Origin of the sequence: Paenibacillus sp. CR_12 (assembly GCF_041953985.1) — a bacterium.
GTDB classification, from domain to species: domain Bacteria; phylum Bacillota; class Bacilli; order Paenibacillales; family Paenibacillaceae; genus Paenibacillus_AQ; species Paenibacillus_AQ lautus_A.
This window is the reverse complement of record NZ_JAVFHO010000001.1, coordinates 496,990-521,613: the sequence shown is the minus strand read 5'-3', so window position 1 is coordinate 521,613 and position 24,624 is coordinate 496,990. Positions and strand designations below refer to the sequence as shown.

The 24,624-nt window shown below is 50.8% G+C and carries 20 protein-coding genes and 1 pseudogene; all 21 read right to left on the bottom strand.

Translation table 11 applies throughout. From position 1 onward, the window contains the following. Positions 1 to 346: 346 nt before the first annotated feature. The 21 genes and pseudogenes from RB297_RS02435 to RB297_RS02335 all read right to left on the bottom strand — a co-directional run bounded on the left by RB297_RS02435 (position 347) and on the right by RB297_RS02335 (position 24,580). On the bottom strand, positions 347 to 679 hold the full coding sequence (locus RB297_RS02435) for a thioredoxin family protein (RefSeq protein ID WP_375119618.1): 333 nt from the start codon (positions 677 to 679) through the stop codon (positions 347 to 349). A gap of 39 nt (positions 680 to 718) precedes the next feature. Beyond that, the gene (gene ytxJ / locus RB297_RS02430) at positions 719 to 1,057 is read right to left on the bottom strand and encodes a bacillithiol system redox-active protein YtxJ (protein WP_009591778.1); all 339 of its coding nucleotides are present in this window, start codon (positions 1,055 to 1,057) and stop codon (positions 719 to 721) included. 124 nt (positions 1,058 to 1,181) lie between these two features. Then, on the bottom strand, positions 1,182 to 2,801 hold the full coding sequence (locus RB297_RS02425) for a histidine kinase N-terminal 7TM domain-containing diguanylate cyclase (RefSeq protein ID WP_375119617.1): 1,620 nt from the start codon (positions 2,799 to 2,801) through the stop codon (positions 1,182 to 1,184). Positions 2,802 to 3,036: 235 nt separating this feature from the next. After that, positions 3,037 to 3,768, bottom strand: a complete 732-nt coding sequence (locus RB297_RS02420) for a class I SAM-dependent methyltransferase (RefSeq protein ID WP_375119616.1) — start codon at positions 3,766 to 3,768, stop codon at positions 3,037 to 3,039. A gap of 71 nt (positions 3,769 to 3,839) precedes the next feature. Next, on the bottom strand, positions 3,840 to 4,727 hold the full coding sequence (locus RB297_RS02415; RefSeq protein ID WP_375119615.1) for a YwqG family protein: 888 nt from the start codon (positions 4,725 to 4,727) through the stop codon (positions 3,840 to 3,842). Positions 4,728 to 4,800: 73 nt separating this feature from the next. After that, on the bottom strand, positions 4,801 to 5,253 hold the full coding sequence (locus tag RB297_RS02410) for a hypothetical protein (RefSeq protein WP_375119614.1): 453 nt from the start codon (positions 5,251 to 5,253) through the stop codon (positions 4,801 to 4,803). Between the two features lie 311 nt (positions 5,254 to 5,564). Further along, entirely contained in the window at positions 5,565 to 6,704 is a 1,140-nt protein-coding gene (locus tag RB297_RS02405) for a hypothetical protein (protein WP_375119613.1), read from the bottom strand. After that, complete coding sequence (locus tag RB297_RS02400) at positions 6,701 to 8,158, bottom strand: sensor histidine kinase (protein WP_096775534.1); 1,458 nt, start codon at positions 8,156 to 8,158, stop codon at positions 6,701 to 6,703. The genes RB297_RS02405 and RB297_RS02400 overlap by 4 nt, the downstream gene beginning before the upstream one ends. Positions 8,159 to 8,161: 3 nt before the next feature. Further along, on the bottom strand, positions 8,162 to 8,860 hold the full coding sequence (locus RB297_RS02395; protein WP_096775533.1) for a response regulator transcription factor: 699 nt from the start codon (positions 8,858 to 8,860) through the stop codon (positions 8,162 to 8,164). Between the two features lie 90 nt (positions 8,861 to 8,950). After that, positions 8,951 to 10,393 carry an N-acetylmuramoyl-L-alanine amidase gene (locus RB297_RS02390; protein ID WP_375119612.1) on the bottom strand — a complete coding sequence of 481 codons (1,443 nt, stop codon included), beginning with the start codon at positions 10,391 to 10,393 and terminating at the stop codon, positions 8,951 to 8,953. Between the two features lie 299 nt (positions 10,394 to 10,692). Beyond that, positions 10,693 to 12,981 (bottom strand): 5-methyltetrahydropteroyltriglutamate--homocysteine S-methyltransferase, encoded by a 2,289-nt coding sequence (gene metE / locus RB297_RS02385; RefSeq protein ID WP_375119611.1) that lies wholly within the window; start codon positions 12,979 to 12,981, stop codon positions 10,693 to 10,695. 269 nt (positions 12,982 to 13,250) lie between these two features. Next, the gene (locus RB297_RS02380; RefSeq protein WP_096775530.1) at positions 13,251 to 13,838 is read right to left on the bottom strand and encodes a biliverdin-producing heme oxygenase; all 588 of its coding nucleotides are present in this window, start codon (positions 13,836 to 13,838) and stop codon (positions 13,251 to 13,253) included. Positions 13,839 to 14,023: 185 nt separating this feature from the next. Continuing rightward, positions 14,024 to 14,679 (bottom strand): annotated as a pseudogene (locus RB297_RS02375) (GAP family protein). After that, positions 14,676 to 15,455: a MerR family transcriptional regulator gene (locus tag RB297_RS02370; protein WP_375119783.1), complete on the bottom strand. Its 780-nt coding sequence runs from the start codon at positions 15,453 to 15,455 to the stop codon at positions 14,676 to 14,678. The pseudogene RB297_RS02375 and the gene RB297_RS02370 overlap by 4 nt, the downstream one beginning before the upstream one ends. A 145-nt stretch (positions 15,456 to 15,600) precedes the next feature. Then, positions 15,601 to 16,695 carry a GerAB/ArcD/ProY family transporter gene (locus tag RB297_RS02365; protein WP_096775527.1) on the bottom strand — a complete coding sequence of 365 codons (1,095 nt, stop codon included), beginning with the start codon at positions 16,693 to 16,695 and terminating at the stop codon, positions 15,601 to 15,603. A gap of 21 nt (positions 16,696 to 16,716) precedes the next feature. Next, positions 16,717 to 16,938: a hypothetical protein gene (locus RB297_RS02360; RefSeq protein WP_375119610.1), complete on the bottom strand. Its 222-nt coding sequence runs from the start codon at positions 16,936 to 16,938 to the stop codon at positions 16,717 to 16,719. Continuing rightward, complete coding sequence (locus RB297_RS02355) at positions 16,935 to 18,146, bottom strand: Ger(x)C family spore germination protein (RefSeq protein ID WP_375119609.1); 1,212 nt, start codon at positions 18,144 to 18,146, stop codon at positions 16,935 to 16,937. The genes RB297_RS02360 and RB297_RS02355 overlap by 4 nt, the downstream gene beginning before the upstream one ends. Before the next feature lie 62 nt (positions 18,147 to 18,208). Then, positions 18,209 to 19,684, bottom strand: coding sequence for a spore germination protein (locus tag RB297_RS02350; RefSeq protein ID WP_375119607.1), 1,476 nt, complete (start codon positions 19,682 to 19,684; stop codon positions 18,209 to 18,211). Between the two features lie 252 nt (positions 19,685 to 19,936). Next, entirely contained in the window at positions 19,937 to 21,796 is a 1,860-nt protein-coding gene (locus tag RB297_RS02345) for a glycoside hydrolase family 35 protein (RefSeq protein ID WP_375119606.1), read from the bottom strand. A 35-nt stretch (positions 21,797 to 21,831) separates the two neighbouring features. Beyond that, positions 21,832 to 23,085 carry an alpha-L-fucosidase gene (locus RB297_RS02340; RefSeq protein WP_096775522.1) on the bottom strand — a complete coding sequence of 418 codons (1,254 nt, stop codon included), beginning with the start codon at positions 23,083 to 23,085 and terminating at the stop codon, positions 21,832 to 21,834. 91 nt (positions 23,086 to 23,176) lie between these two features. After that, positions 23,177 to 24,580, bottom strand: coding sequence for an ABC transporter substrate-binding protein (locus RB297_RS02335; RefSeq protein WP_375119605.1), 1,404 nt, complete (start codon positions 24,578 to 24,580; stop codon positions 23,177 to 23,179). Positions 24,581 to 24,624: the final 44 nt, after the last annotated feature.

Here is a 24,624-nt window from a genome sequence, read left to right as displayed (position 1 = left end):
TCAGATGTAAAGAAGCGCATTTCTTCCTCCGTTATGATTCTGGTAAAGGGGTGTTTCTCGAAAACGTCTTGTTATGCGAAACGGGGAACAACGATGCATTTGCTCTACATGGTTCCATAAACCTCACATCTTTTGTACTATTAATAGATCGGCTATTCCATGTCGATTTTTAATACTTTAGTAACATTCGTGTGCAAATAAGTCCCGGTTTCCGACAATTATTCGAACTTTCATCCGTAGGGATTGCGTGAAGCAGCATCACAAAACAAACGCAAAAAGGCGAAATTCCGGTAAGTCAGAAGACTTTGGAATATCGCCTAATGCATTCATTGCATGAAAAAGAGGCCTAGTTAACGAAATTCATGATTTGATTTAATTTTCGCTCTAACTCCCCGAACTGTACGAATCGATCTTCCCTCACAAGCTCTTTGCCCTCTACGAATAGGAGGAGCGCTGGTGCGGTGAATATCAAAAATCTCGAAGCGATTTCCCCTACCGCTTCGGCCTGGATACGGCCCAACGAGATACGCGGGAACTGCGTTAACAGTTGTCTAAGTTTGGGTAATATCGCATGGCATACGCTGCAATCTTCCCGGGATACATATACAAAACTGAAGGTGTGATCTTCAATAAATCGTTCGATCGCCTCGATGGATGTCAGTTCTTCCAGATCTTTCATGATGAACACCTTGCTTTCCGTCGACATGCAGGCTGTTGTTCAGTCCAGAACGGCTGTGATGTGCTCCGTTGTTACCGCCCAATGGGAAGCCGTCCAGTACTTCGCTTGGTCCTTGACGTAGATGATTTGCGGCGATTCATGCTTCACGTTCAAATCCTCGGCGATTTTATTGGAAACCGGACGGGATTCGATGACTTTGACCAAGGTGTAATCCACATCGCCGTTTGGCGTCTTTTTCAAATAAGATTCAAACTCAGCCAAAGCGTTGGCGCTAACCGGGCATGTCGTGCTGTGCTTCAAAATGACTTGACCGCGTTCGGAGGATTTTTTCAGAATGTGGTCCCATTCTTCCAGTGTCGTGATTTCATTCCATAACATATGATTCTCTCCCCTTAGATGTGATATATCGCATTGCATTCATTATACAACCAATAGCTATTATACACATAGATTCCGCTATTTTTCATATGAAGGTTCAATTGAGCCTGAGTCTATGCTGGTATTACTCCTCATCCGACACCCGAACCGTGTTCCGACCGGAGCGTTTGGCTTCGTATAGCGCGCGATCCGCCTGCTTCAATACCTTCTTTAATTCAGTATCCCACCAAGCTTCTTCTGCTTCCGCATCGACTGTGCCGTTATGGGAGCTTGTCTTTACCGCGGCAACGCCGAAGCTGGCTGTAATCATCAGCGGTCCTTGCGGCGTAGTCATCGGCTGCGTTAGCAGCTTGGCACGGATCCGCTCCGCAGCGGCAGTTGCCTCCGATGTCGAGAGACCGGGCATGGCAACGGCAAACTCTTCGCCGCCATAACGGGCGAACAGGTCCTCAGCCCGCAGAGTCTTCCGCGTTAATTCGACGATGTGCTGCAGGGCTTGGTCGCCAATATCGTGGCCGTAAACATCGTTGATTCGTTTGAAATGGTCGATATCGAACAGCAGGAAAACGAGCGGCTCACGATTCCGAACCGCCTGATTCAGAAGGGCGTAACTGAGTTTCATAAAGTGCGAGCGGTTATAGATTCGGGTCAAACCATCGTAGTAGGCCATCTGTCGCAGCTCCTCCTGAAGACGCGCCTTATCGGTCACGTCGATCAGGACGATTAATCGTCCGGCCTCTCGTCCTCTCTGGTTGCGAACGGTAGAAGACCTGATCTGATAATGAAGCGAATGGTTACCTAATTGCCAGCGAATCTCTTCAATGTCCGCTTCCCCCGTATCCGGACCTTCCCGTTCCACCATACCGAAAATGGGCTCTGCGGTGTGAAGCTGCCACATCTCATGTAACGGTTCTCCAATGGCCGAAGGGCTCAGCTCCGGCATCATGGCTGCCGCAGCCGGATTGAAGTCAACCAAACGGTTGTCCAGATCCAATACGAGGACGCCCTCCCGCATGCTCGTAAAGAGATTGTCCCTTGCAATCGGCGCAACATGAAACAAACCCTTGGATGTCAGCGCCCAGAGATAAAGGGCCGAGGTCAACGTCATGATGACGGGGATCGGGTCCATTCCATCGGGCGTGAGCCCGCCAAGATAGAGAAAATCGCCGATAAGGGGCAGGACAAGACCCATCAGCATCGTGCCCAGCTGAAAGCGGTAGGATGGCATCTTGCGCCAGCTTCGAAGCAGCAGTACGACCCCGCCTATCAAGCAGGCGAAAGTGTAGGCGCCTTGAATGATATACCAGGGTCCGGCCACGATATCCACCTTCAAAGCGGAAACGTCCGGCCGTAATAGGATATCCCGATAATATAGATGATGTCGTTCGTTGGTCATAACAAGCAGCAGGGTTACGACCGGTATGATAAACATTGAAATCAGCAGGCCGGGTCTCAAATATCGTTCCATGCCCAAATAAGTCAGAATGATCAATAAATTAAGGGGCGGTAAGAACGGCATCCCTAGATATTCAAACTTGATCCAGAACTGAATCTCTTGAAGCGAACGGCTGGACAATTCGAGTGCAGCACCGAATGTATAAATCGCGGCCAGCATGCTGAAGATGAAGAAGGTTTTTACCGTTGCAAGCCTAGAGCGTCCTGTCAGCACGTAAAGACCCATGATAATGTTCAATACGCCTGCCGTGACGATCAGCGTAATAACAGCGGAGTAAGGTGTTCCCATTATGTAGGCTCCAAATCTGCGTGTGGTGAATCGGCCATGATCACCGATCGAATCTTATTCCGATCGTACCATAGTACACCTATCGGAACAATGTTCCATCTGTTGGAAGCTTGATACCTACTGTTGCAAACGATGCGCTCTCGTGAAAGGTACCGCTGACTTCGGTCCTCTTGCCCGACGCTCCTCCATGCGGGTGAATAGCAAAAAGGAACCGCAGGTTCGCGGTTCCTTTTTGCTATTTTGATTTTCGGGCTTTCACGATCAAGAAATGAGGATTCGTCATTAATCGCTCATACCATTTTGCTATCCAGGCCTCCGCCTCCGGCTTGTCTTTATGCTCTAAGCTCGGCTGCGGCTCGACCATCTCTTCGATGCTGAAACAGGAGGAGGTCACGTTGATGATTTCTTGCATCGGTCTTCTGTAGAAAGCGACCTCGACGGGACCGGACTCCGGTTTGTTCCAAATCTCCGTCAGCAACGCTCGCGCAAAGTAGTCTTGCCGGTCAAAATGCTTAAAATCCATAAAGGGATGATGCACGGAGAAAATCAAGCGGCCTCCGGGTTTCAGCACCCGCTGAAATTCGCGAAAGGTTGGCAGCCACTGCTCAATGTAATGAAGCGTCAATGAACTTACGATGTAATCGAAAGCTTCATCTGCAAATGGCAGGGTCTCGGTCAGATCGCATGCAGCGATGGTCGCTTCACTGCCCACTCGCCTTTTGCAGGCTTCAATCATCGACGGACTCAGATCGATCGCCGTCACCCTAGCCCCCCGTTGAATCAACTGCTCCGTATACCACCCGGCGGCACATCCGGCATCCAATACGGACATCCGCTCCATGTTCTTCGGCAGCATCCGGAGCATGGCCGGCCTCTCGTAAAAGGCATTGTGCCCGCTCTGCGAATCCACATGCCGTTCGTAGTCTCCAGCCAGCTTGTCGTATGCCTTCAAAACCTTCTCCTTCATGGCTTCATAACCTCCATATGTACCTGCTGAATTCCTACCCATTGCTGCCGCACTAACTCGTTTGATTACGATCAGCTTGAGTACAGGGAACAATACGTGCGCTCGAAATTCTTGGCCAGCAGATCTTCTTTTCGAATGAAAAATTGCAGTTCTCCCGCATCCCACCAGCAAAAACCGACATCGTCGTCCGAATCGACAGCCAGCAGCAGCACCGTATCCTGAATTTCCTGCTGCGCGCGTTCCGCGCTGCCGCCGCAATGCTTGGTGATCTGCTGCATGGCTGCATCCATAGAGTAATTGTACTCTGAACCGGTTAAGAGCATTAATGCAGCCTCAAACTCACAATCGCCGTGCTGGGTCGAAGGATAGCCAAAGATGGTCCCGAGGTCGCCGGAATTTAGACCCGTCAATTGAAAGCACAGCTCCTCGTATGATTCATAATCATGCTCCTCATCCTCGATAACCTCATCATCCACATAAGCATAATTAGGAGGCTCAAGCGTGGCTCGGGCCTCCACACGGTAGCCGGTGAACACCTCATCTAACGCGGTTTCCTCGGGAGCGCGTCGTCGAACCGCTCCCGAACTCTGACCCTCGGGAAGATAGAGCACTCGGTGCTCAATGTTATAGGCGGGTTCATCCACGCCAACGAAGAAATACAGCATTCCGCTTGTCGGCAGCGAGCTAGTGGCGTCCTGAGCTGCCACATCCTTCAACTGGAGCTGTGCCAGAAACGTCATTGGTAGTCCCTCCGAATTGAGGGGCCACTCCACCGCTTCGGGAAGATCCGGGTCACCGCCAAAGCGCGAGTTGTTTGACTCGGCATAGTCCTCCAGCTTCTTTTTGGATAATCGTACGCCTTGCCGCGTATGCTCGATTAAATACTCTGCGGCATGTTCGAATTGATGCTCCTTGATGATATTCTGCATTTTGCTCAAATTTTGTTCGGTTAGCTTCATCGTCCGGTTCCTCATCTTTTCATGAATTTTATTCTGCCTTGATTACAAAATTGCCCTAGTCTGAAGTCACCTGCTATTCTTCCTTAAAGAGATCTTGAATGATCGACTTATCATAGCCATTGGTGATCCTGTAGGTCCAGGAATATTTCTTATGTATGCCTCTATTCGGAGAAATCCGGACGATATCCGGTTCCGTATAATGTATTTGAAAGGGCTTGTATTCGACATTAATCCAGATCCAGTAATCCGTCCCTCTTGGGTATTGCTCGATCCTTTGTAACTTCGCATCGGAGAAGCTATTCATGATCCGTTCAATGGTCGCCGGATCGGTAATTTTTAGTCGCTCCGCATCGTAAGAACTGTCCCTTTTCTCAATGACTATCTGATCTATCTTCTGTGTGTCATGGATCTGATCGCCCATCAACTCCTTGTAGGTCGTTCTGGATTGAACTAATGAAAGGACCGCTCCCGACAATATGATCAACGCCACGATTGCAAAAAAAATCCGCCATGACCTGTCACTCATCGCGATACCGCCTTGATTTCCTTTAGGTTACGGGCGATCTTACTCACTTTTATCATATCCCCCTTCACTAATGAACGTTAATCGTGCGGCGCTCTCATAATATAAACCCCATCGGCCAAGGTTTAGTTGCCGGATAATTTAACATCTTTTGGTTTGATCTGTCAATCCTCTCTTCGAAAGTACGCCAAATCTCTAAATGGACATGAATGTCCTCTTGGAATCCATGAAAAAAGCGGCAGACCGAACGCCTAGCCGTTCAATCTGTCGCCTCATGAAAAATCGCTTCGGGTGGTCGAAGAACCCTCAGCCCTTTACTTGAACTCGATTATAAATGGCTGTTGATCCGTGGGTTCGACCGCAACCGGTCCCTTCTCTTTGGAATAATTTTTGCGGCCGTTCACGAGCAGCCGGCGATGGTGCGGACTCCAATACATCTTAGAAGGTATGACCCCATGATAGATGGGCTCTGCGCTCAGTACATTCTTCCCTTGAAGCTTACCTGCATAAATCGTATCCTCCCCGTTCTGGGAATAGGCGACATATTTGCGATCCTGCGAGAACTCGAAGCTATCCACCTTCTCCAGCAGAATGGACAGCTCGTGATTTCTGCGGTCATATACGTACAAGGTTCCCTCCGTTCCTAAAAACACGAATTGGTCGTCGTTCAACCATGCGGCTTGGTCTGCCCCGATTTCATGCTCATACTGAACATCAATCGTATTGCCGTTGACGGCTCCCATAGCAATTCGACGACCGTGACCGTATTCATCCAGAACGATGAGCGCCATCTTCCCGTCATCCGAGACAATCACTTTCAAGGGAAGGGCTTCCGTTTCAAGACCCTTCAACCGATGAACACGTGCCGATTCCGATTCCGTATCATAAATCCCGATACTGGACTGCCTTTTGTTTGATTCCATCACCATATAGCTTACGAACCGGCTGTTGCCGGACCAAGCCGGCTCCTCAAACCATAGCTCCTGATTGGCTTCCGTCGTAGCTTCGAGGCTTTCCACCTCCCCGCCCGGATATGCTGTCAATTGCAGTACAACGCCCTCATCCGTTTTGGCAATTCCTGAAACATATTTTCCATTGGGGGATAATTGATACGAGAACTTATTCATTTCAATCTCCAACAAATGGTCGGCTCGCTCGTACGGGGGGGAAAAACGCTGCAAGCTCAATTTCGCCGCATTTACTGCTTCGGTTTCATAAAAAAGACCGACCACCGACTCGGATGATGACCAGCCGAGCAATTCCCCTTGTTCCTTGGATTCTGGCATTCGATAAATCGTCTTCACTTGGAATGGCCGGCTTCCCTCAACCACGGCTTGATCCGTTTCCGTGCCGGGGATGATGACGGTCTCTGATTGCAGTCCGCTTGCACAGCCTGTCAGTATAATCAAGGCAATAGCAATGCATAAAACAAGCTCTTTATAACGATATCTCATTGGACAGCCCCCGCCTTTACATAAGGAATTTCAACGTAGACGACAGTATGAAAATTCTCGCTGATGATACGGATGATTCCGCCGTGATCATCGACGATGGATTTAACGATACTGAGGCCCAGACCCACACTGCCCTCTTCCTTCTGCTTCTGGCTCACCGAGTAGAACGGCTGAAAGACGTTTGCAAGCTCGTCCGCCGGTATGGGCTCTCCGGGATTATCGAAGGTATAACGAACGCTTCCGTCCGAACGCTCAGCCTTGACGGTTATTTCCGATTGGGCTGCACTATATTTGATGGCATTATCCAGAAGATTGATAAAGAGCTGGCGCAGCCGGTCTGGCTGGCCAAGCACGAAGGACCCTTCCTCTGCCTCGCAAACGATGCTCTTTTTATAGCGCTTGGCCCGGAACGACATGGAGTCAACTACATCGCGCAAAATTTTACCCGAATCCACAAGCTCTACATCCTCTTCTCCAGGGTTGTGCTGGGATACTTCCAGCAGCCTTAGCACCATGCCATGCAGACGTCGGCTTTCTTCAACGATGTGATTCATGCCCTTATCGAAGAACTCCCGATCGTCATCCCCTTTCTCCCGAATGATCTCGGCATAACCCAGAATGGAGGTGAGCGGCGTTTTGAGTTCATGGGTCACATTGTCAAAAAAACGTTTCTCTTGCGCATTAAGCTCCTTCAAGCGATCCCGATCACGCTCAATCGTGGATATCTGGCTACCGATCCGGTCGATCATGTCATTGAAATTCAGAGCCAGTTCGCCGATTTCATCTCTTCGCCGAAACCGGATTCGAACATCCAGGTTCCCGTTCTTTACTTCAGTGGAAGCGCGGGTAAGCTTCACTAACGGTATGGTAATATTCCTGGACAGCAGGTACGAGAACAGGAACGCTGCTCCGAATATGGCCAGCGCAATGTAAAATATAATGTCCATGATCCGGCCGCTTTGTTCGTAGAGCAGGGTAAAATCCTTGGTAAATCTCAATATGCCGACCTTGACTCCGTCGATGATAACCGGATATGAATAGAGAACGGTTCCGCTGTTTCGGCCATAGGTGATGGTATAGGCCGTCTTTCCCTCGATCGCTTGGCGAAGATCCGCATCCGAGGGTCCCGAGAATCGTCTCTCGTCCGATGAGAACAGCAACTTGCCGTCGACGGTGTACGCACTGACATGGCTGGAGGTAGCATGCTTCAAATCATTCACCATTTCCTCGGCCATCTGCCCGAAATATAGCTTATTGTTCGTAAAATGATTGATAAGGAAAGCTTGCCTTACATATACATTGCTGTTGTTTTTAAGTCCGACCAGATCGGAAGTTACGATCTTCTGATTGCTTGTCCGAATGATCTCCTTGACGGTTTGATTAAGTACGAGGAACGACAGACTGAAGATCACAAAAAAACCAACAATAAACTTGGCTCTGATGGTCCGGATCATCTCTTATTCCGCCTGCTTCTCGAACTTATACCCGATGCCGAATACGGTTGTGATCAGATCGCCGGCATCCAATTTTTTGCGGAGCCTCTGAATATGCGTATCCACCGTCCGCGTATCCCCCATGAAATCATAACCCCAGACTAAATCCAGCAGTTCCGAGCGGGTATAAATCTTCCCCCGGTGACCGTACATGGTCATGAGCAGGTCGAATTCCTTCGGCGTAAGATCGACCGTGCTTCCGTCTTTCCTGACCAGTCGCTCTTCCGTTACGATCTCGATGCCCTTAAAGCGGATCACGGCTTCCGGCGCCCCTTCCCTATCCCCCTGGTTCGCCTGATCCAGCCGCCGGAGGATCGTGCGAATTCGGGCGACCACCTCCCTCAGATCGAAGGGCTTCGTAATATAGTCATCGGCACCAAATTCAAGACCGAGCACTTTATCCGTAATGTCGGATTTTGCCGTAATCATGAATATGGGGATGTTGTAGTCCGTTGTTACTTTTTTGCATATATCGAGCCCGCTTTGGTCGGGCAGCATCCAATCCAGAAGCAGCAGATCGGGACGAAAAGCCGCAAGCTCCCTAAAGCCTGCGGCAGCGCTGGACGCGGTACGGGTTTCAAAACCCTCCATCGCGAGGCCATAAGCCAGCAGATCGGCGATCGGCTCCTCATCTTCGATAATGAGAATTTTTGTTTTTATCATGAAGTCTCCATTCTTTCCATTGACCTGGTTTAATGAATCGATTTTAGCATATACGGGCTGCTTATGATAAATCCATCTATAGTAACAAGTTCATTCAGGCTGAGATTCAGGCAAATGCAGCAGATCTGGTACGGTGACGAATGAATAGCCTTGGTCTTTCAAATCCGGTATGAACAACTCCAGGGCTTCAAGCGTGTTGGCAAGTTGATTCTTCCCGTTGGCGGTGTGCTGAAGAATGATGCCTCCGGGCTTCAACTGCGTGTCGATGATCCTCATGATCTCCTGTGCGGACACCCCTGACCAATCCATCGTATCCACGGACCAGTTCACGATCGCTAATTCCATATTCTGTATAGCCTTCTCCTTGTCCGCATCCAAAGCGCCGTAAGGAGGCCTGAACAAGGATGGCCGATAACCGATAATATGGTTCAGTTCTTCCTGCGTATCCGTTATCTGCTTCGTCGCTTCCTCCATCGTTAACTCCTTGAAGTTGGGATGCGACCAGGAATGGTTTCCTATCGCGTGCCCCTCCTCTGCAATTCGCCGCACGGTCTCGGGATGTCTCTCCGCCCGGTCTCCTAATATGAAAAAGGTAGCTTTAATATGATGCTCCTTTAGAATATCAAGGATTTGGGGCGTAACAACGGCATCCGGGCCATCATCGAACGTGAGGGCGACCTGTTTTCCGTCTTTTGCCGATCCGTTAAAGTGCACCTTCTTCTCCATGGATGGGTTCCCGGTCCCGTTTAAAGTGGGCCCGGGCGGTTTATCTAAATCCCCCTTTGCTTGCAGCTCATACGAAAGTCGTTCCGAGCCCGTAAAGTAGTCTTTGAGCCCTTCCACGATGGCTTGTGCCGCAAGCTCTTGTCCTTCATCGCTCAGCAGCAAACGTTCATCCTCGGCATTGGTCAGATACCCCGCTTCGATCAGCACGGCTGGCATCGTCGGTGTAGACAGCACTTTTAGCTGCTCTTCCTTTACACCGCGATCACGCAGGTCGAGCGCCTTCACTACATGCTCCTGCAGGGTTTGGGCCAAAGGAATGCTGTCCTCATGCCGGTATAAGGTTTCGGTCCCCGACGTCATGGGGTCCGTATACGTGTTGCCATGGATGGAGATCATGGCGTCCGCATTCCAATCATTCGCGATCGCTGCCCGTTCTTCCAGCTCGATGAAACGGTCATCCGTGCGCGTCAAGAGAGGCTCAAACATAGGATCCTCCTCAAGGAGGGCTGCAATCCGTCCGGCAAGGGACAGGTTGAACGCCTTCTCATAAGCGCCGCTGACGCCAGTAGCTCCGGGATCTTTGCCTCCATGGCCCGGGTCGATGACGATCCGAAATGTCCCTTGATGATTGGGCATGGCAGGAAGTGTTTGGTAGGGCTCCGCGCGTTTGGCAGATGATGCCGGTACCATTTCCACCGTGGATGCACCTGTGTTGACTACCAATCTGAATCCGACAATAAACATGATGGCAATGAGCAGAACATAGAATAGGATGGGGAATTTTTTGCGTTTCTTGTGATCAATCATGGCTCCTCCTTCTGGGTGATCGTGCTAGATACGATTCCATAAGAAGAATATAAAGGCCGGATGTGACAACGATTTTGCCAAGATGTCAACAACTTGTGTCCGAAACAAAACTGTGAAAACTATTTTCATAGGTTTGGAGCTGATACATCCTACAGCACAAAAAAAGCCGCACAAGGTGCGGCTTTCCCGAAATTCATATCTTAATTATATCCATTAAGCCAGTGCGACCAGTAATCACCCGAAACGTCCAACGTGATATCGACCTCAATCGAACCGCCGAAGGTTTGAATCTGCGGCTGCTACACGTTCAGCGAGTAGGACGAACGGGCGATCTCCGTGGCTTGAACCATGTTACGAAGGGAGGCAACCGTTTCTTCCTTGCCGCGCGTCTTGAGGCCGCAGTCCGGATTGATCCAGAACAGCTTCGGATCCAATACGCGCAGTGCCCGTTCGATCATGCCGGTCATCTCTTCCACGCGAGGCACCCGCGGACTGTGGATATCGTATACCCCGAGCCCAATCCCCAGTTTATACGTATTCACCTCGAAACTATGGATCAGCTCGCCATGGCTGCGCGAGGTTTCGATCGAGATGACGTCGGCATCCATCGCCTCGATCGAATCGATCATGTCATGGAACTCGCAATAACACATATGCGTGTGAATTTGCGTGGTCGGCTGCACCGTGCAGGTCGTCATGCGGAAGGCTTTTACAGCCCATGCGAGATACTCGGCTTGATCTTCTTCCTTCAGCGGCAGCCCTTCGCGGACTGCGGGTTCGTCAACCTGAATCATCCCGATGCCGGCCTGCTCGAGCGCCTCGACTTCCTGTCTGAGGGCATAAGCCAATTGGTACGCAATCTGTTCCCTTGAGATGTCCTCGCGTACGAACGACCAGTTCATGATCGTGATCGGCCCGGTCAGCATTCCTTTCACGGGACGGCTCGTCTTCGACTGCGCATATTTCGTTTCTTCTACCGTCATCGGCTGCTCGAATGCCACGTCGCCGAAAATAACAGGAGGCTTCACGCAGCGGGAGCCGTAGGACTGCACCCATCCAAACTGGGTGAAGGCAAATCCTCCAAGCTTCTCTCCGAAAAACTCCACCATATCCGTTCTTTCAAACTCGCCGTGCACAAGCACATCCAGACCGATCTCTTCCTGAAGCTTGATCCAAATTTCGATCTGCTCGTGAATGAATTGCTCGTACTGCTCGTTATTCCAGTCCCCCTTGCGCCACGCCTGGCGAGCCTTGCGCACCTCGGCTGACTGCGGGAAGCTGCCGATGGTCGTCGTCGGGAATATAGGCAGCTTCCACTTGTTCTGTTGGGCGACATGACGCTCCTCGAATGGAAGACTGCGAGCCGGATTCTGAGCGCTAACCTCGGCTACAGCTCGCTGAACATCGAGCCGATTACGCTCTTCCGACTGCTTAAGCGCCTGAAGCGCAAGGTCGTTATGTTCCAGTTCATTCGCGATCCGGGCAGCTCCCGTGGAGATGGCTTTCGTCAGCAGATCCAATTCAATCAGCTTCTCGTCTGCAAAAGCGAGAGCGTCCTTTAGTTCAGGCTGCAATTTCGTTTCCTTGCTTACCGTCACCGGTACATGAAGCAAGCTGCACGAAGACTGCACGATCAAGCGCTCGGCGGCCACATATTTCGTCAGCTCCTCCAATTGCGACAGCTTCTCGCGAAGCGAGGCCTTCCAGATTCCGCGTCCGTCAATGATCCCCGCACCCAAAACTTTGTTCGCCGGAAATCCGGATTGTTGGATGGCTTGCAGATTGCCTTTGTATCCGTGCACCAGGTCAAGGCCGATGCCGCTAACCGGCAGCTGGATGATGTCCTGGTAGTTTTCCACCGATTCGAAGTAGGTTTGCAGCATGATGTTTAGGCCGGGTGCCGAAGCCGCAAACGTTTCATAGATGGTGTTTAATCGCTCCAGATCGGCTTCGCTTAATTTCGTAACCAGGATCGGCTCGTCGATCTGTACCCATTGAACGCCTTCGTGTGCGAGCTCCCGAAGGATCTGAACGTACAGAGGCAGCAATTTATCAAGCCAGGCATCCGTTTCCGAGGCTTGGTAGCCTTTGGACAATTTCAAGAAGGTGAGCGGACCGACAATGACCGGCTTGCCTTCAATGCCGAGCTTCTCTTTGGCCTCCCGATAGGCTGCAAGCGGCCTATTCTCGGTAAGAACCGGAACAGCTCCGTCCAATTCCGGCACGATGTAGTGATAATTGGTGTTAAACCACTTGGTCATTTCACTTGCTGTAGCATCCTTCGTGCCGCGTGCAATCCCATAGTATACAGACAATGGAACAATGCCGCCCTCATATGGGAACCGCTTGGGTACGATGCCGAACATGGTGGCCGTGTCCAGGATATGATCGTAATAACTAAAATCATTGACGGCGATCAGATCAATTCCGCTCTCTTGCTGCTTGCGCAAATGATTCAACCGAATCTCCTGCAGCTGCTTGTGAAATTCCGATTCTTCGAGCTTGCCCGCCCAGAACGCTTCTAAAGCTTTCTTCCATTCCCGATCAGCGCCTATACGCGGATATCCCAGTACACTGCTTTTTGCCATCTATGTAACACTCCTATACAAATTGTTACAAGAAAGATATCACGTATTGCCCGATATAGTGTAACTCAAATAAGCTATATCTAGTTATAGCCTGCGGCTATAGCGAGAGAGCTGAGATGATGAATGAAGACTCTCCTTCCTTCTTGCCGATCATGCCTTGTCATATGAATGATCTGAAAAGAACCAACACAAAAAACCGCGTTATTACGCGGTTTCTCATCACGGTCTTCCATGCGATTCTATTATTTTAAATAAGATGACTGTGATGTCTATGCCGAATCTCGGATCCAAGCATCCAGCAAACGAAACGTTTCCTTCGCCGAATCGATGATTTCATCGGAATCCTTCAAGCCGCTCGACAGCAGCGCTTCCCGGAATTCGGTCCATCTTGGCTTGGTCTCTTGACCGTATGCGTGGAAATAGCGAATGCCCGACTCTGGACTCACGGGCAAGAACTTCATCAGTTGTTTCGTGATGATTTGGCCACCGAGCGTGGACCCCTCCATCACATAGAGATACCCCCATATTTGCGCAGGCGTGCCCAGCTCGGGCAGCCGGCTGCACAGCGGAAGCTGATTTATTTCATCCTGAGTCATATCCAGATGCATCAAATCTTCTTCCAAATGTTTCGACTTCATCCGAATCGACATATCCAATCCCATATCGTTAACGGCATCCTCTGCCATAAACTTCGTTTCGGCCGGTTTAATGAATCCGTAAAACTTCGCTAAATACGATCGATATTGATCAATCGTCAGGGTCTGGTCGAATGCAGCTTTCGCGTATGGATTCTGTTCGATTTGTTCATGCTGCGCTGCCGTCTCTTCTCTTAACCGTTCTAAAATCCGTGTGCTCAATGGATAACCCCCTATCATGTTTGGAGCTGTGTTGCTGGATCAAAGCACATCTTCAGCAAACCTTATACCGAGGTGTCTGACGGTCGATGAACCCTGCGATAAATATATCATAACGAGATTCATATGAATACATAGCAGGCTCCTCGGTTTCGGAAGCCGGGAACGAAAAGAACGAGAGGCGATCATTATAAGTTGTCTATGCTGTTCAGCACCAAAATCAGTCCCGCAATGCACAAAACCCACGAAAGCACCGATCCGGAGTTCTGGGCGATTTTCAGCCGCAGCTTCTCCAGCGGACGCTGCATGTTGCGGCCAAATGCAAGGTGTGCACCGAGCAATAGGAGCGGAGGAAGCACCATGATCACATTATACGCAGCCAGGAGGGGTACCCATTGAACCGGCGTTAGTTGGCCGATGTCATGAGACCGATCGCCGCAAAATAGGGCAGTGCCGTTGCCACCTCCAGCAGGGACGTGGTGAAGCCCAGCCCGATCATCGCCCCGAGGCTTTTGGATCTTGGACGCCGCGGTTCCGTCGTCCTTTTCGTTGGGACAAAAAAACTGGCTGCAAACAAAACGCCGCCGGTAACAGCCATAACCCAGCTTACCGTTCGATTCTGAAAAATGCCTGTTACGCTCTGAAGAACAGCATCCAAACCGAGCATCAGTGCGGCACCAACCAGGAAATAAAAGCCTGCCACCGTAAACAAATAGACCCATAATCGGGTGATCAACCGATCTCGCTCCGTCAACAGCAAATAGACCGTTACGCCGAGCGTGGCGGGGCTCAAGGTATCCAAGAGCGACAACGCACCTACGGAGAGCAGCAGTTCCGTTGTCATGATGTCTCCCCCTCTTCGTCTAGTTTTTCTTCCAGTCCTGCAGCATAGATGTTAAATGCCAGCTCCATAAACTGAAGAAGCTCTTCCTCAATGGGATACAAGCCCATCTGCTCGGACTGCGCAGGAGATTTGCGGATCTCCCACAATTTATCCACGAAGGGGTCTTCGCCTTCAAAATGCTCCCGGCGTTTTTCGTCCATGCGTCTGATGATCCTCTGTACTTCAGGAGAACCGGGTCCGTTCTCCATGCGCTTTTTAAGCTGTCCCAGCAGAGCGATCCATTCAAGCGAATCCGGATCTGTGCTGTTCATATTCGGGAGAAGGTCCAGCAGCTCTTCTTCGCGCCTCTCAAACATTTGTTGTCGGAACGCATGCTTTAATGAGGGGTCTCTTCCTGAGAGATGGATCAGCTTCTGAATCACATCCCAGCTTGTCTCCCCTTCCACGGCGATGCTATGCAGGACGGCGCGGAGCGCGGATTCCATTTGGTTCAGCTTGTTTTGTTCATTCTTCACGAAGTCCAACTGATTCATCAAACTGGATGACCAGTTCCATTCCGGGTTCGAAATCATATCCGAAATTTCCTGCAAGCTGAAGCCCAGCTTTTTCAGAAACTGAATTTGCTGCAGCTTCTTTAGCTCCTCCTCGCTGTATATCCGGTGTTTACCCGGAGTCTTGGCTGCCGGAATCAGCAGGCCGATCTGATCATAATAGCGAAGCGTTCTTACCGTAATGCCCGTCTGTTTGGACAATTCTTGAATGGGAATCGATTTCATCACCTGCTTTCTTGAGTTCTCCGGTAACTCCACTATACAAGATGACGCAACGTCACTTTCAAGTCATTTTCAAAAAAATCATGTCCATGCAGATAAAAAACAAAAAAAGCCCCGGCTTTCGGGCTTTTTCCATACCATGCTGGTTTCATTTCAAGCTGAGGATTTTCGTTCGCGTTATCCCGACCAGATAGAGGACGATGGGAATCACGATCAAGTGGAGGAGCGCATAGCTTGACCATACGTTCTGAATGATGTCGGCGACATAAACGGTGTTGATGTATGTATTCCAGGCCACGATGACAAACAGCACGGACAACGGATAGATTAACGAATTCTGGTCCTTCAGACCGAATACGGTTTTCATGCCTTGAAGAATCGAAAGATACAGGAGAGAAATCTTGATAAAAAAAGTCAGGATCCACAGCGTAATCAATATGCCTTCGACACGTTGAAAGAAGTTTCCTAAATTAATCGTCTTCGCAAGTGCATATGCCGGAAACGTGCTGTTCTCCGTCTGTTCAATCCCCAAAATTAGCACGCTGAGCAGGACGGTAATGCTAAGGACGAGCCCGCCTGAAGCGGCTCCCCGCATCATTGCCCTCTCCCCTTCCTTCTCTCCTTTGACCAAGGGCAGGAATACCATTAACACAATCAGCTCCTGGAACATGGAAGAATGGAAACCGGCCTTAGCCACGGGCATCCAGCCTTCCTCCAGCATCGGCTTGATATGGTTCCAATCGATCTGGGGCATTAGCGAGAGGACAAGAACCATAAACAGAAATACGATCCACGGAAACATCAATTCACCGACGCGGGCCAACAGAATGATGCCCATTCTGGCGCACATGACGGCCGCTATCAAGAACAAGATTTGAATGGCCTCGATCGGGGTCTCCGGCATCATTTCACTGCTCAGAAAAAAGCCCAAGTTGCCAAGCAAAGTACCTGTTAGAATCAAAAAATAAAACAGATAGATCAGCGAGAAGAGTTTGCCCAGCAGCTTCCCCAGCACCTTTTCGTGGATCTCGAAGATCGATTGGCCGGGATAGAGGCGCGCAATGGCTATATACAGCACGACCATGAGGAGGTTAATGAGCAAACTGAAGAGAGAGGCCATCCACGCATCTTCCCGGGCGGTATGCGCTAATCCGGAAGGCGTAACCAGGATCGAGGTACCGATGGTCAAACCGAATGCCAGTATATAAAATTGCCGCGGTGCGATATCCTTGTATTTGATCACGTATTACCAAACCCTTTCTCATTATGAGATCAATCCGCTCAGGGGCTGCACCAAGGCGCCGATCCAGTCCAGCGGCCTTAAATAAGGCACCTCCATCATATCTCCGATCAAAGCCAGCAAGGTTGCTCCCCATACCGCATAGAATACGATGATGTCCCGGATGGAGCGAAGCTTCAGAAGATGACGGGTTTCCGTAACGAAGACGACGGCTAGAAAGAATATGAATAACCAATGCCAATTCACGGCTCATCCACCTTTTGGTTTAAGGGTTGTATGATGGATCCGACCCGGCGGATCGCTACATCGGTGTCCACCCGGATACTCATCGTTTTAAAGCTTTCGCCCCAATGATCCCGGTATTTTTTCCAAACGTCCGGATATTTTCGGTGCAGAACCTCGCCGAATCCAAAAACGTCGGCTCCATAACGCTGCTGGACCAGCCCGATGTGCTTCCGAATATTAGCATTAAATTTATCCTCGATGTCCTTCTCCAATTCGTCGATGACCGCAGGTTGACTGATATCAATCGCGCATTGAACGGCATTCACGTCGGCCTCGATCTCCAATTCGGCGGAAAAAGCGGGGGTTCCATCCGCATTGAGCTTAACGTCCAGCGTTGTGTCCGCCCGGTTCACGGCGAATCCGACAATACCATCGTCCGGACATGCAATGAATCCCGTCGTGGTGTCGACTCTATTCAGGACATAATTGACGGCTTTGCTGGGAGGTTCCCCCAGCCATCCGACCAACCGGTCCCCCTTGAACACGCCGAGCCCCGTGTGCTGAAGAAGCGTGGAAGGATTGATTTGCTTCACGTTCTCCATGGACTGGCCTTCAGCTAAACTGCCGCTTAATTGGACTCCGGATAATACCGGGTCTGACCCGCTGCGCTTTAGCTCCGTCACGAACTGCTGCAAAGTGACTTTCCCCGTCGCCGCCCATTTTTTTTCCGAGATCAGAATGGAGGAATAGAGCGAATTCGCCGGAACATATTCGAATGGCGTAACGACCTCCAGAATCTCCGCAGCTTTTCCATTCTTGGCGACGAGCATAAAGAAGTCCGTTCGAAGCTGATGATTCCGGGAGATATAATCGAGGACATCGCTGACCCCTGACCTGGCCAGATCTTCACCGAATACCAACACGCGAACGTGGGACAGATACGGCATCCGGGGGGCCATGCTCAACATGCGCTGCAGGGCGTCGGGTATGGTTTTGCCGACGGACTTATAGGTTACGGCCGGAAGACTGCCCATCGATCCGCCTTTTTTGGAGCCGGCCTCGGCGGAGTTAAGCACCTGAGCAGAAATGGCATACCCATCCTCATGGGTGTCGATGCCAAGCGCCATGACGACGGCCAGCTCATTCAGTTCTTTTCTGCTCCAGCATCCAGGGGTGAAGGTCAAGCATAATACGAGCAGGACTGAAAGTAGTATTTTTCTTTCCAACACGATAACCAGTCCCCTCTGTATGAAATAGAGACTTCGAATGCAAGTCCTCGTTATTTGACGGCTTATGTCTTGGATTTGGTCAAGTATTTTTTCATGCTGTGACGGGACAATCGCAACAAGGCATCCTTCTGGCTCCGCCATCTTATGGGGGCGAATGAGGTCATATACGGAACCCCCATGGACTGGAGGCTGCATAGGTGGAGGCCGATGATGATCATGCCGATGATCATCCCGTACAATCCGAATGACGCAGCGATTCCCATGAGCCCGAATCGCAAGATCCGAACCGAGATTCCGATATTGAAAGCCGGCAGGGCAAAATTCGCAATCGCCGTCATGGACACAACGATCACCATCGCGGCCGATACGAGACCCGCTTCCACGGCGGCTTGCCCGATGACCAGCGTACCTACGATGGAGACGGATTGGCCGATCGATTTAGGCAGCCGAATGCCCGCCTCGCGCAGAATCTCGAACGTAATCTCCATGATCAGCGCTTCGATGAATGCAGGGAAGGGAACCCCTTCCCGCTGTCCGATTAAGCTGGTCAACAGGTTGGTCGGCAGCATTTCCTGATGGAACGTGGTAATCGCAATATACAGGGAGGGAGTAAGGAGAGCTATTCCGAAGCATAAGTATCGAAGCAGTCGAACCAAGCTGGCAAAATCCCACCGCTGGTAATAATCCTCGCTCGATTGAAACAGCTGGACGAACAGGGCGGGAACCACCAGAACAAAGGGCGTTCCTTCTAAGAAAATAGCAATGCGCCCTTCCAAAATGGCAGACGCAATGACGTCGGGCCGTTCTGAATTATATACCGTAGGAAAAGGGCTGTAGCGATGATCCTGAATCATCTCCTCGATATAATTGCTCTCCAGGACGCTGTCCAGCTTGATTCCATCCAGTCTTCTGCGCAGCTCGTTCAGTACATCGACATCGCATAATCCTTCCATGTACATCACGGCCAGCTGCGTATTTGTGTGCTCGCCCACCGTTCTCTCTTCCAAGCGCAGTTTAGGGCTTTGAATTCTCCGCCGGACCAAAGCCGTATTCTCTCGAAGCGACTCGGTAAAGCCTTCCCTCGGACCTCTTACCACGGATTGCGAGCTGGCTTCCTCCACTCCACGCTGTTTCAGCGTTTCCGTTCCCACATACAGGGAGGTGGCGGTTCCATCCATGAAAATGATCGTATTGCCGGAGAGCAATTTCTTTTCAACCTCTTGAAAGGTCCGGGCTTCTCCTACTTTTCCCATCGTGATCGTCAGTTCCTGCAGCATTTTCATGCGTTCTTCCGGACGCTGGTCGGGGAGATTCATGAACAGCGGCATATCGGCATGAATCGCTTCGATTAGATATCGGGGATCTCCCATCCCCTCAATATAGACCATGACCGAGGGTATGGCGCCTAGTTGAAGCTCGCGGTAAATAATATCTCCGCTTTGTCCGAAGCGGTTCTTCAAATCGTCAATAAATATCGTCAGGGATGCCGGCAAATTTTCTTGCGGGGCTTCGCCCGGCGTTAAATTCTTCATCATCATGGAAACGACTCCTCGTGCCTGCACGGCCAGCTTTCCCTACAAGGAATTCAAGTTACCTTCAGTTATCTTTTCCTCTACTGTTCCCGGAGTTGGATATATTATGCTTTTTAAGCATTTTGACATAAACGAGGTATACATTTCTGACATTGGCCTCCTCTTCCAGGGCACGTCTAACAAAAAAGCGCGGCCAGAGATTCTCTCTGGCCGCGCTTTTTTAACACGATGAACTGAAAATTATCCTGTCGCTGTGAGCTACTTGTCTTCTCCGTCCTGAACGAAATTAAGCACAGCTTCGTCCACTGCCGCGGTCTGTCCAAGGTCCGGTTGATCTGACAGTTCTGCTTCGCAGCATTCGGGACTGCCGTGCAGTTCAAAAAGAACCAGCTCGTTTTCCCCTTTGCGCAGTAAAGGTCCGGGAATATATAATGCCTTCTGCGGTCCCGCCTTCCAGTACCTGCCGAGATTAAAGCCATTGATCCAGGCGACGCCCTTCGTCCAGCCATCAAAGCGAAGAAACGTATCTCCGATCTCCTCCACCTCGAAGCATCCACGGTAAAACCCTGGCAGACCCGCGTCGCCCCTCTCCGGCATGGACGGTTCTTCTTGCCGCGCCTGCCCTTCCTGCGTAACCGGCGTATACGAGAGCGATGACAGTTTTTCCGGCTCGAGCGGCAGGGTCCGGATCGTCCAGTCGTACAGGAACTGGTTATCGATTCTCACGCCTTCCGTGATTCCCTTGGGATCGCGAATCAGGGGCCCATAATTGACCCGACCCATATTCTCGACGAGAATATCCAGCCTCGCTCCGTCTGCAGGTACGGTAATATCGAGCGGCTTTGAATTCCAGCGTTCGACGACCCCAAGCGGACGACCGTCCAGGAATACCTGGGCGCGATCACGAACCTCCTGAATATGCAGCTGCTGTCCGTGCCGCGGTCCTTGGATAAATGTGCTGTACATGATAAAACCATAGGACTGTCCGCATTTTTCCATCGGCTGAATGCATACGCTTTTTATCGGCTCTGATAAATGCTGGAGATTGGATTCCGTAAACAGGCCGGCCGTTTCAGACAGCGCAACCTTTCCGTAGGCTGCTTTTGGAACGGGCTCGGGGAAGGCACAACCCGGCGCAAACCCATGCTTGCTGAGCACCCTCCGGACCGCCTCGTATTTCTCCGTTTTATCCCCCCATTCCGTCAAAGGGGCATCATAATCGTAGCTTGTCGTCGTAGGCTCATAGGCCTGGATGTGATTCGCTCCACTGTAAAAGCCGAAATTGGTTCCCCCGTGGAACATGTACATATTCATCGAGGAGCCCTTCTCCAGCATTTCATCCAGGACGCCGGCGACATCCGCGGCATCCCGCACGTGATGGTCCTCCATCCAGTGATCAAACCAGCCGTTCCAAAACTCCATCACCATCAGCGGCTCTTCCGTACGATATTCCCGGTATTTGCGGAAGGATTCTTCAACCCGGGAACCAAAATTCACAGTTGCGTGCACATCGCTAAGCGTCCCGCCGAGCAGCATTTCGTCGGTTGGCCCGTCGGAAGTAAAGAGAAGCACGTCGACGCCGCGCCGCACCAGTCCTTCGCGCAAATACTCCAGATAAGCGTGATCGTTGCCGTAACTGCCGTATTCATTTTCAACCTGAACAGCCAGAATCGGCCCCCCGTGCGTGGATAGCAGCGGAACCAATTGGGGGATCAACACATCGTAATAATGATCCACCTTGCTCAAATAGAGCGGGTCGCTGCAGCGAAGCCGTATTTCTCCATAACCAAGCAGCCAGCCCGGCAACCCACCAAATTCCCATTCCGCACAGATGAAAGGGCTGGGTCTGACGATGACGTGCAGGCCCAGTTTCCCGGCCAATTCGATAAACGATGCGACGTCCGCCATACCGCTAAAGTTATATTCCCCCTCCCGGGGTTCGTGCACATTCCATGCGATATAAGTTTCAACGGTATTAAAGCCGCAGGCCTTTAATTTTAATAGCCTGTTCTCCCAATATTCAGGGACGACACGAAAATAGTGAATCGCTCCCGATATGATCCGGTACGGCTGTCCGTCCAACAAGTATTGTCCGTTCTCCCATGTCAGCATTCCCATTCAGCTTTCCTCCACCTCATGTAAAAATCCAAGGCTTATTGCCCGCAATAATAAACCGCGATGTTTTTGATTCTCGGGCTTGCCGCCGATTTCTGTACCCGTAAACGCACCTTCAAGGCAGATACCGGAGCGAAGGCATCGATTTTCTTGTGTCCGATCGCGCTGCCGCGTGTAAGCTCAAGCCACTCTCCATCGATGAAGGCCTCCAGCACATATTGGCTTACCCGTTCCCCGTAAGCAATGTCCTCCATAACAACGACATGATCGATCACGCATGCGCTAGGAAGAGACAATTCAACGACCTCGCCCGATCCCGAGCTTTCAGCCAGGGCATGACCAAACCGACGCTCAATCTCACTGCCAAATGCCTGAAGCCGTTTTACATCGGCTTCCGGAAACAGCCCTCTATGGTCCGGAGCGACATTGAGCAGCAGGGTTGCCCCATGTCCAACCGATCGATAGTAGATATCCATTAACTGTTCCACGGACAACAGCAAGTGTTCTTCGTCCGGATGCCAGAACCAGCGGTCTTTTCGAATCGGAACATCGCATTCCGCGGGCACCCAGCCCGGCGTCTCGGGCAGCCATTTCAACGATTCCTCACTGAACATGCTGCCCCGCGATGAATCGGCCGTGTTCCAGCAAGGATACGGCGCCACCCCATCCTCATTGCCGACCCAACGAATCGTAGGAGCCCCCATGTTAAAGACCATGGCACGGGGCTGATATCGTTTGACCAGTTCCATGATTCGAGGCCAGTCATATTCGCGGCCTTCCGACCCCGCGCCGTCAAACCAAATTTCCACTAACGGGCCATAGCCTGATAACAATTCTTCCAATTGTCTGCAGTAAAAGTCATCATACTGTTGCGGGTCGCCATAACTCGGCTCGTGCCTGTCCCAAGGGGATACATAAATACCGAAGCCGATGCCCTCTTCCCGGCATGCATCCGCGCATTCTTTAACGACATCGCCCCGACCTTCCCTCCACGGACTCGAGGCTACGGAGTAGTCCGTCGTCGCTGTCGGCCACAGGCAAAAGCCGTCATGGTGCTTGGCCGTCAATATGAAATAACGGAATCCGGCTTCCTTCGCGGATCGGACCCACTGTTTGGCATCCAGTCGGTCCGGATTAAACAAAGACGGAGCATCCTTGCCTTCCCCCCATTCCTGGTTGCAGAACGTATTGATACCGAAATGACAGAACATCCCGAGCTCCAGGTCCTGCCAGGCTAGCTGCTCCAGCGAAGGAACAACAAGCTGGTCCTTAAGCTTTCTTGAAATGGACATAACTTCCCCTCCAACTCTCACCAGTCGTAAAAAAAGGGCTTGGGGGAAGCCCGTTAAATGGCCCCCCGAAACCCGTTTCCTACCAGGATTCTCATACCTCGTGCATTGCCCCGTTACTTGACAACGCCTTTTCGTTAATGATTTTGGTGGCTTCATCGACCATCCATTGTTGAACCTCATCAATCGGCTCGTTGCTGAGCATGAATTTCGCAAAGCCGTCATTAATGATCTTGGTCAATTCCGAAGTATCCGTCATCATGACTTTGGCTGCATCCAGATACTGGATTTCATCGCTAAACAGCGTATATTTCAACGACTCCATATCGTACTTATCCTCTTTACCGGCAACCAGCTTTGTCAACAATTCTTCGTTATTCGCTTTCTTGTAGCCAGAGAACTCGAGTCTGCTGTCCGAATCGGCTGTTGTCATGAATCTCATAAGCTTGAAGGATGCTTCCTTGTTGGTGGAATTGGCACCCAGCGCCAGCATGTTGCCGCTGGTGAAGTATTTTCCTTCATACTCTTTAGGTTCCGATCCCGCAGGAGGCACAGGTACAGGAGCGAAAGCTGTTTTGAAATCATGCGGATATTGCTCGGTATTGCCCGGATCCGCTACCGTAAAGTTACCTGTAAGAATCATAGCAGCTTCTTCATTGAAAAATTCAGTACGGTAGTTCAGCTTCGCGGCAAGCACGTCACTGTAAGGTTTGGCCGACTTATCCGTCTCCTCCATATCTTTGCGGAGCTGGAAGAAGTATTTGTAGGTCGGATCTGCCAGAATGGTCGTTCCGTCCTCATATACGAACGGATCCTTCATCATGGTTTGCGCCGGAGCGTTCATATAAAGCTCCCATGTATGGAAGTAAGAACCGTAACGCTTGTCAACGCCTTCGCCCTTGGTCAGCTTTTTGGAATAGTCGCGGTAATCATCCCACGTCCAGCCGAATTTCGGAACCTCAAGTCCCGCTTCATCCAGGGCATCCTTGTTGAGCATCACATAGTTCGTGCTCTTGGTGTACTGCATGCCATAATACTTGTCCTCTAGCTTGGCATTGACAAAGTATTCGTCTTCCGGAACGAGACTTTCCTGCTCATAGAACTCGTTCAGGGGAGCAAGGGCTCCACGTGAGGCCCGTTCGAGAACTCCGCCCAAGCTTGGGAACTGAATAACATCGATCGCTTCACCGGATGAGATCAGGAAATCCAATTTTTTCAACATTTCCACGGAATCGCCGGGAACCAGAACCACATGCTCGACCTTGATATTCGGATTCTGATCCATAAATTCCTGGAGCATGGCGTCCGTACCCGCCTGTTGAGCTTCGTTATCCCAGTTGTAATACTTGACGGTAACCTGCTTGTCAGTCTGACCGCTTCCACCGTTCCCCCCGGCACTCGTTTCCGACCCGGATTTCCCGCAGCCGCTTAATACCAGGGTGCTCGCCAGGATCGTGCTAAGAATGACGGATAATCTGTGTTTGCTTTTTTTCTTCATCTTACTTCCCCCTGCACAGATAAATTAGTTGTGGTGCTGTTTTC

Bases quoted from the DNA above. Each gene is read 5' to 3' on its own strand.
- RB297_RS02435 (WP_375119618.1), bottom strand. From the start codon at position 679: ATGAAAGATCTGGAAGAACTGACATCCATCGAGGCGATCGAACGATTT.
- ytxJ (WP_009591778.1), bottom strand. From the start codon at position 1,057: ATGTTATGGAATGAAATCACGACACTGGAAGAATGGGACCACATTCTG.
- RB297_RS02425 (WP_375119617.1), bottom strand. From the start codon at position 2,801: ATGGGAACACCTTACTCCGCTGTTATTACGCTGATCGTCACGGCAGGC.
- RB297_RS02420 (WP_375119616.1), bottom strand. From the start codon at position 3,768: ATGAAGGAGAAGGTTTTGAAGGCATACGACAAGCTGGCTGGAGACTAC.
- RB297_RS02415 (WP_375119615.1), bottom strand. From the start codon at position 4,727: ATGAAGCTAACCGAACAAAATTTGAGCAAAATGCAGAATATCATCAAG.
- RB297_RS02410 (WP_375119614.1), bottom strand. From the start codon at position 5,253: ATGAGTGACAGGTCATGGCGGATTTTTTTTGCAATCGTGGCGTTGATC.
- RB297_RS02405 (WP_375119613.1), bottom strand. From the start codon at position 6,704: ATGAGATATCGTTATAAAGAGCTTGTTTTATGCATTGCTATTGCCTTG.
- RB297_RS02400 (WP_096775534.1), bottom strand. From the start codon at position 8,158: ATGATCCGGACCATCAGAGCCAAGTTTATTGTTGGTTTTTTTGTGATC.
- RB297_RS02395 (WP_096775533.1), bottom strand. From the start codon at position 8,860: ATGATAAAAACAAAAATTCTCATTATCGAAGATGAGGAGCCGATCGCC.
- RB297_RS02390 (WP_375119612.1), bottom strand. From the start codon at position 10,393: ATGATTGATCACAAGAAACGCAAAAAATTCCCCATCCTATTCTATGTT.
- metE (WP_375119611.1), bottom strand. From the start codon at position 12,981: ATGGCAAAAAGCAGTGTACTGGGATATCCGCGTATAGGCGCTGATCGG.
- RB297_RS02370 (WP_375119783.1), bottom strand. From the start codon at position 15,455: ATGAAATCGATTCCCATTCAAGAATTGTCCAAACAGACGGGCATTACG.
- RB297_RS02350 (WP_375119607.1), bottom strand. From the start codon at position 19,684: ATGATGATGAAGAATTTAACGCCGGGCGAAGCCCCGCAAGAAAATTTG.
- RB297_RS02345 (WP_375119606.1), bottom strand. From the start codon at position 21,796: ATGGGAATGCTGACATGGGAGAACGGACAATACTTGTTGGACGGACAG.
- RB297_RS02340 (WP_096775522.1), bottom strand. From the start codon at position 23,085: ATGTCCATTTCAAGAAAGCTTAAGGACCAGCTTGTTGTTCCTTCGCTG.
- RB297_RS02335 (WP_375119605.1), bottom strand. From the start codon at position 24,580: ATGAAGAAAAAAAGCAAACACAGATTATCCGTCATTCTTAGCACGATC.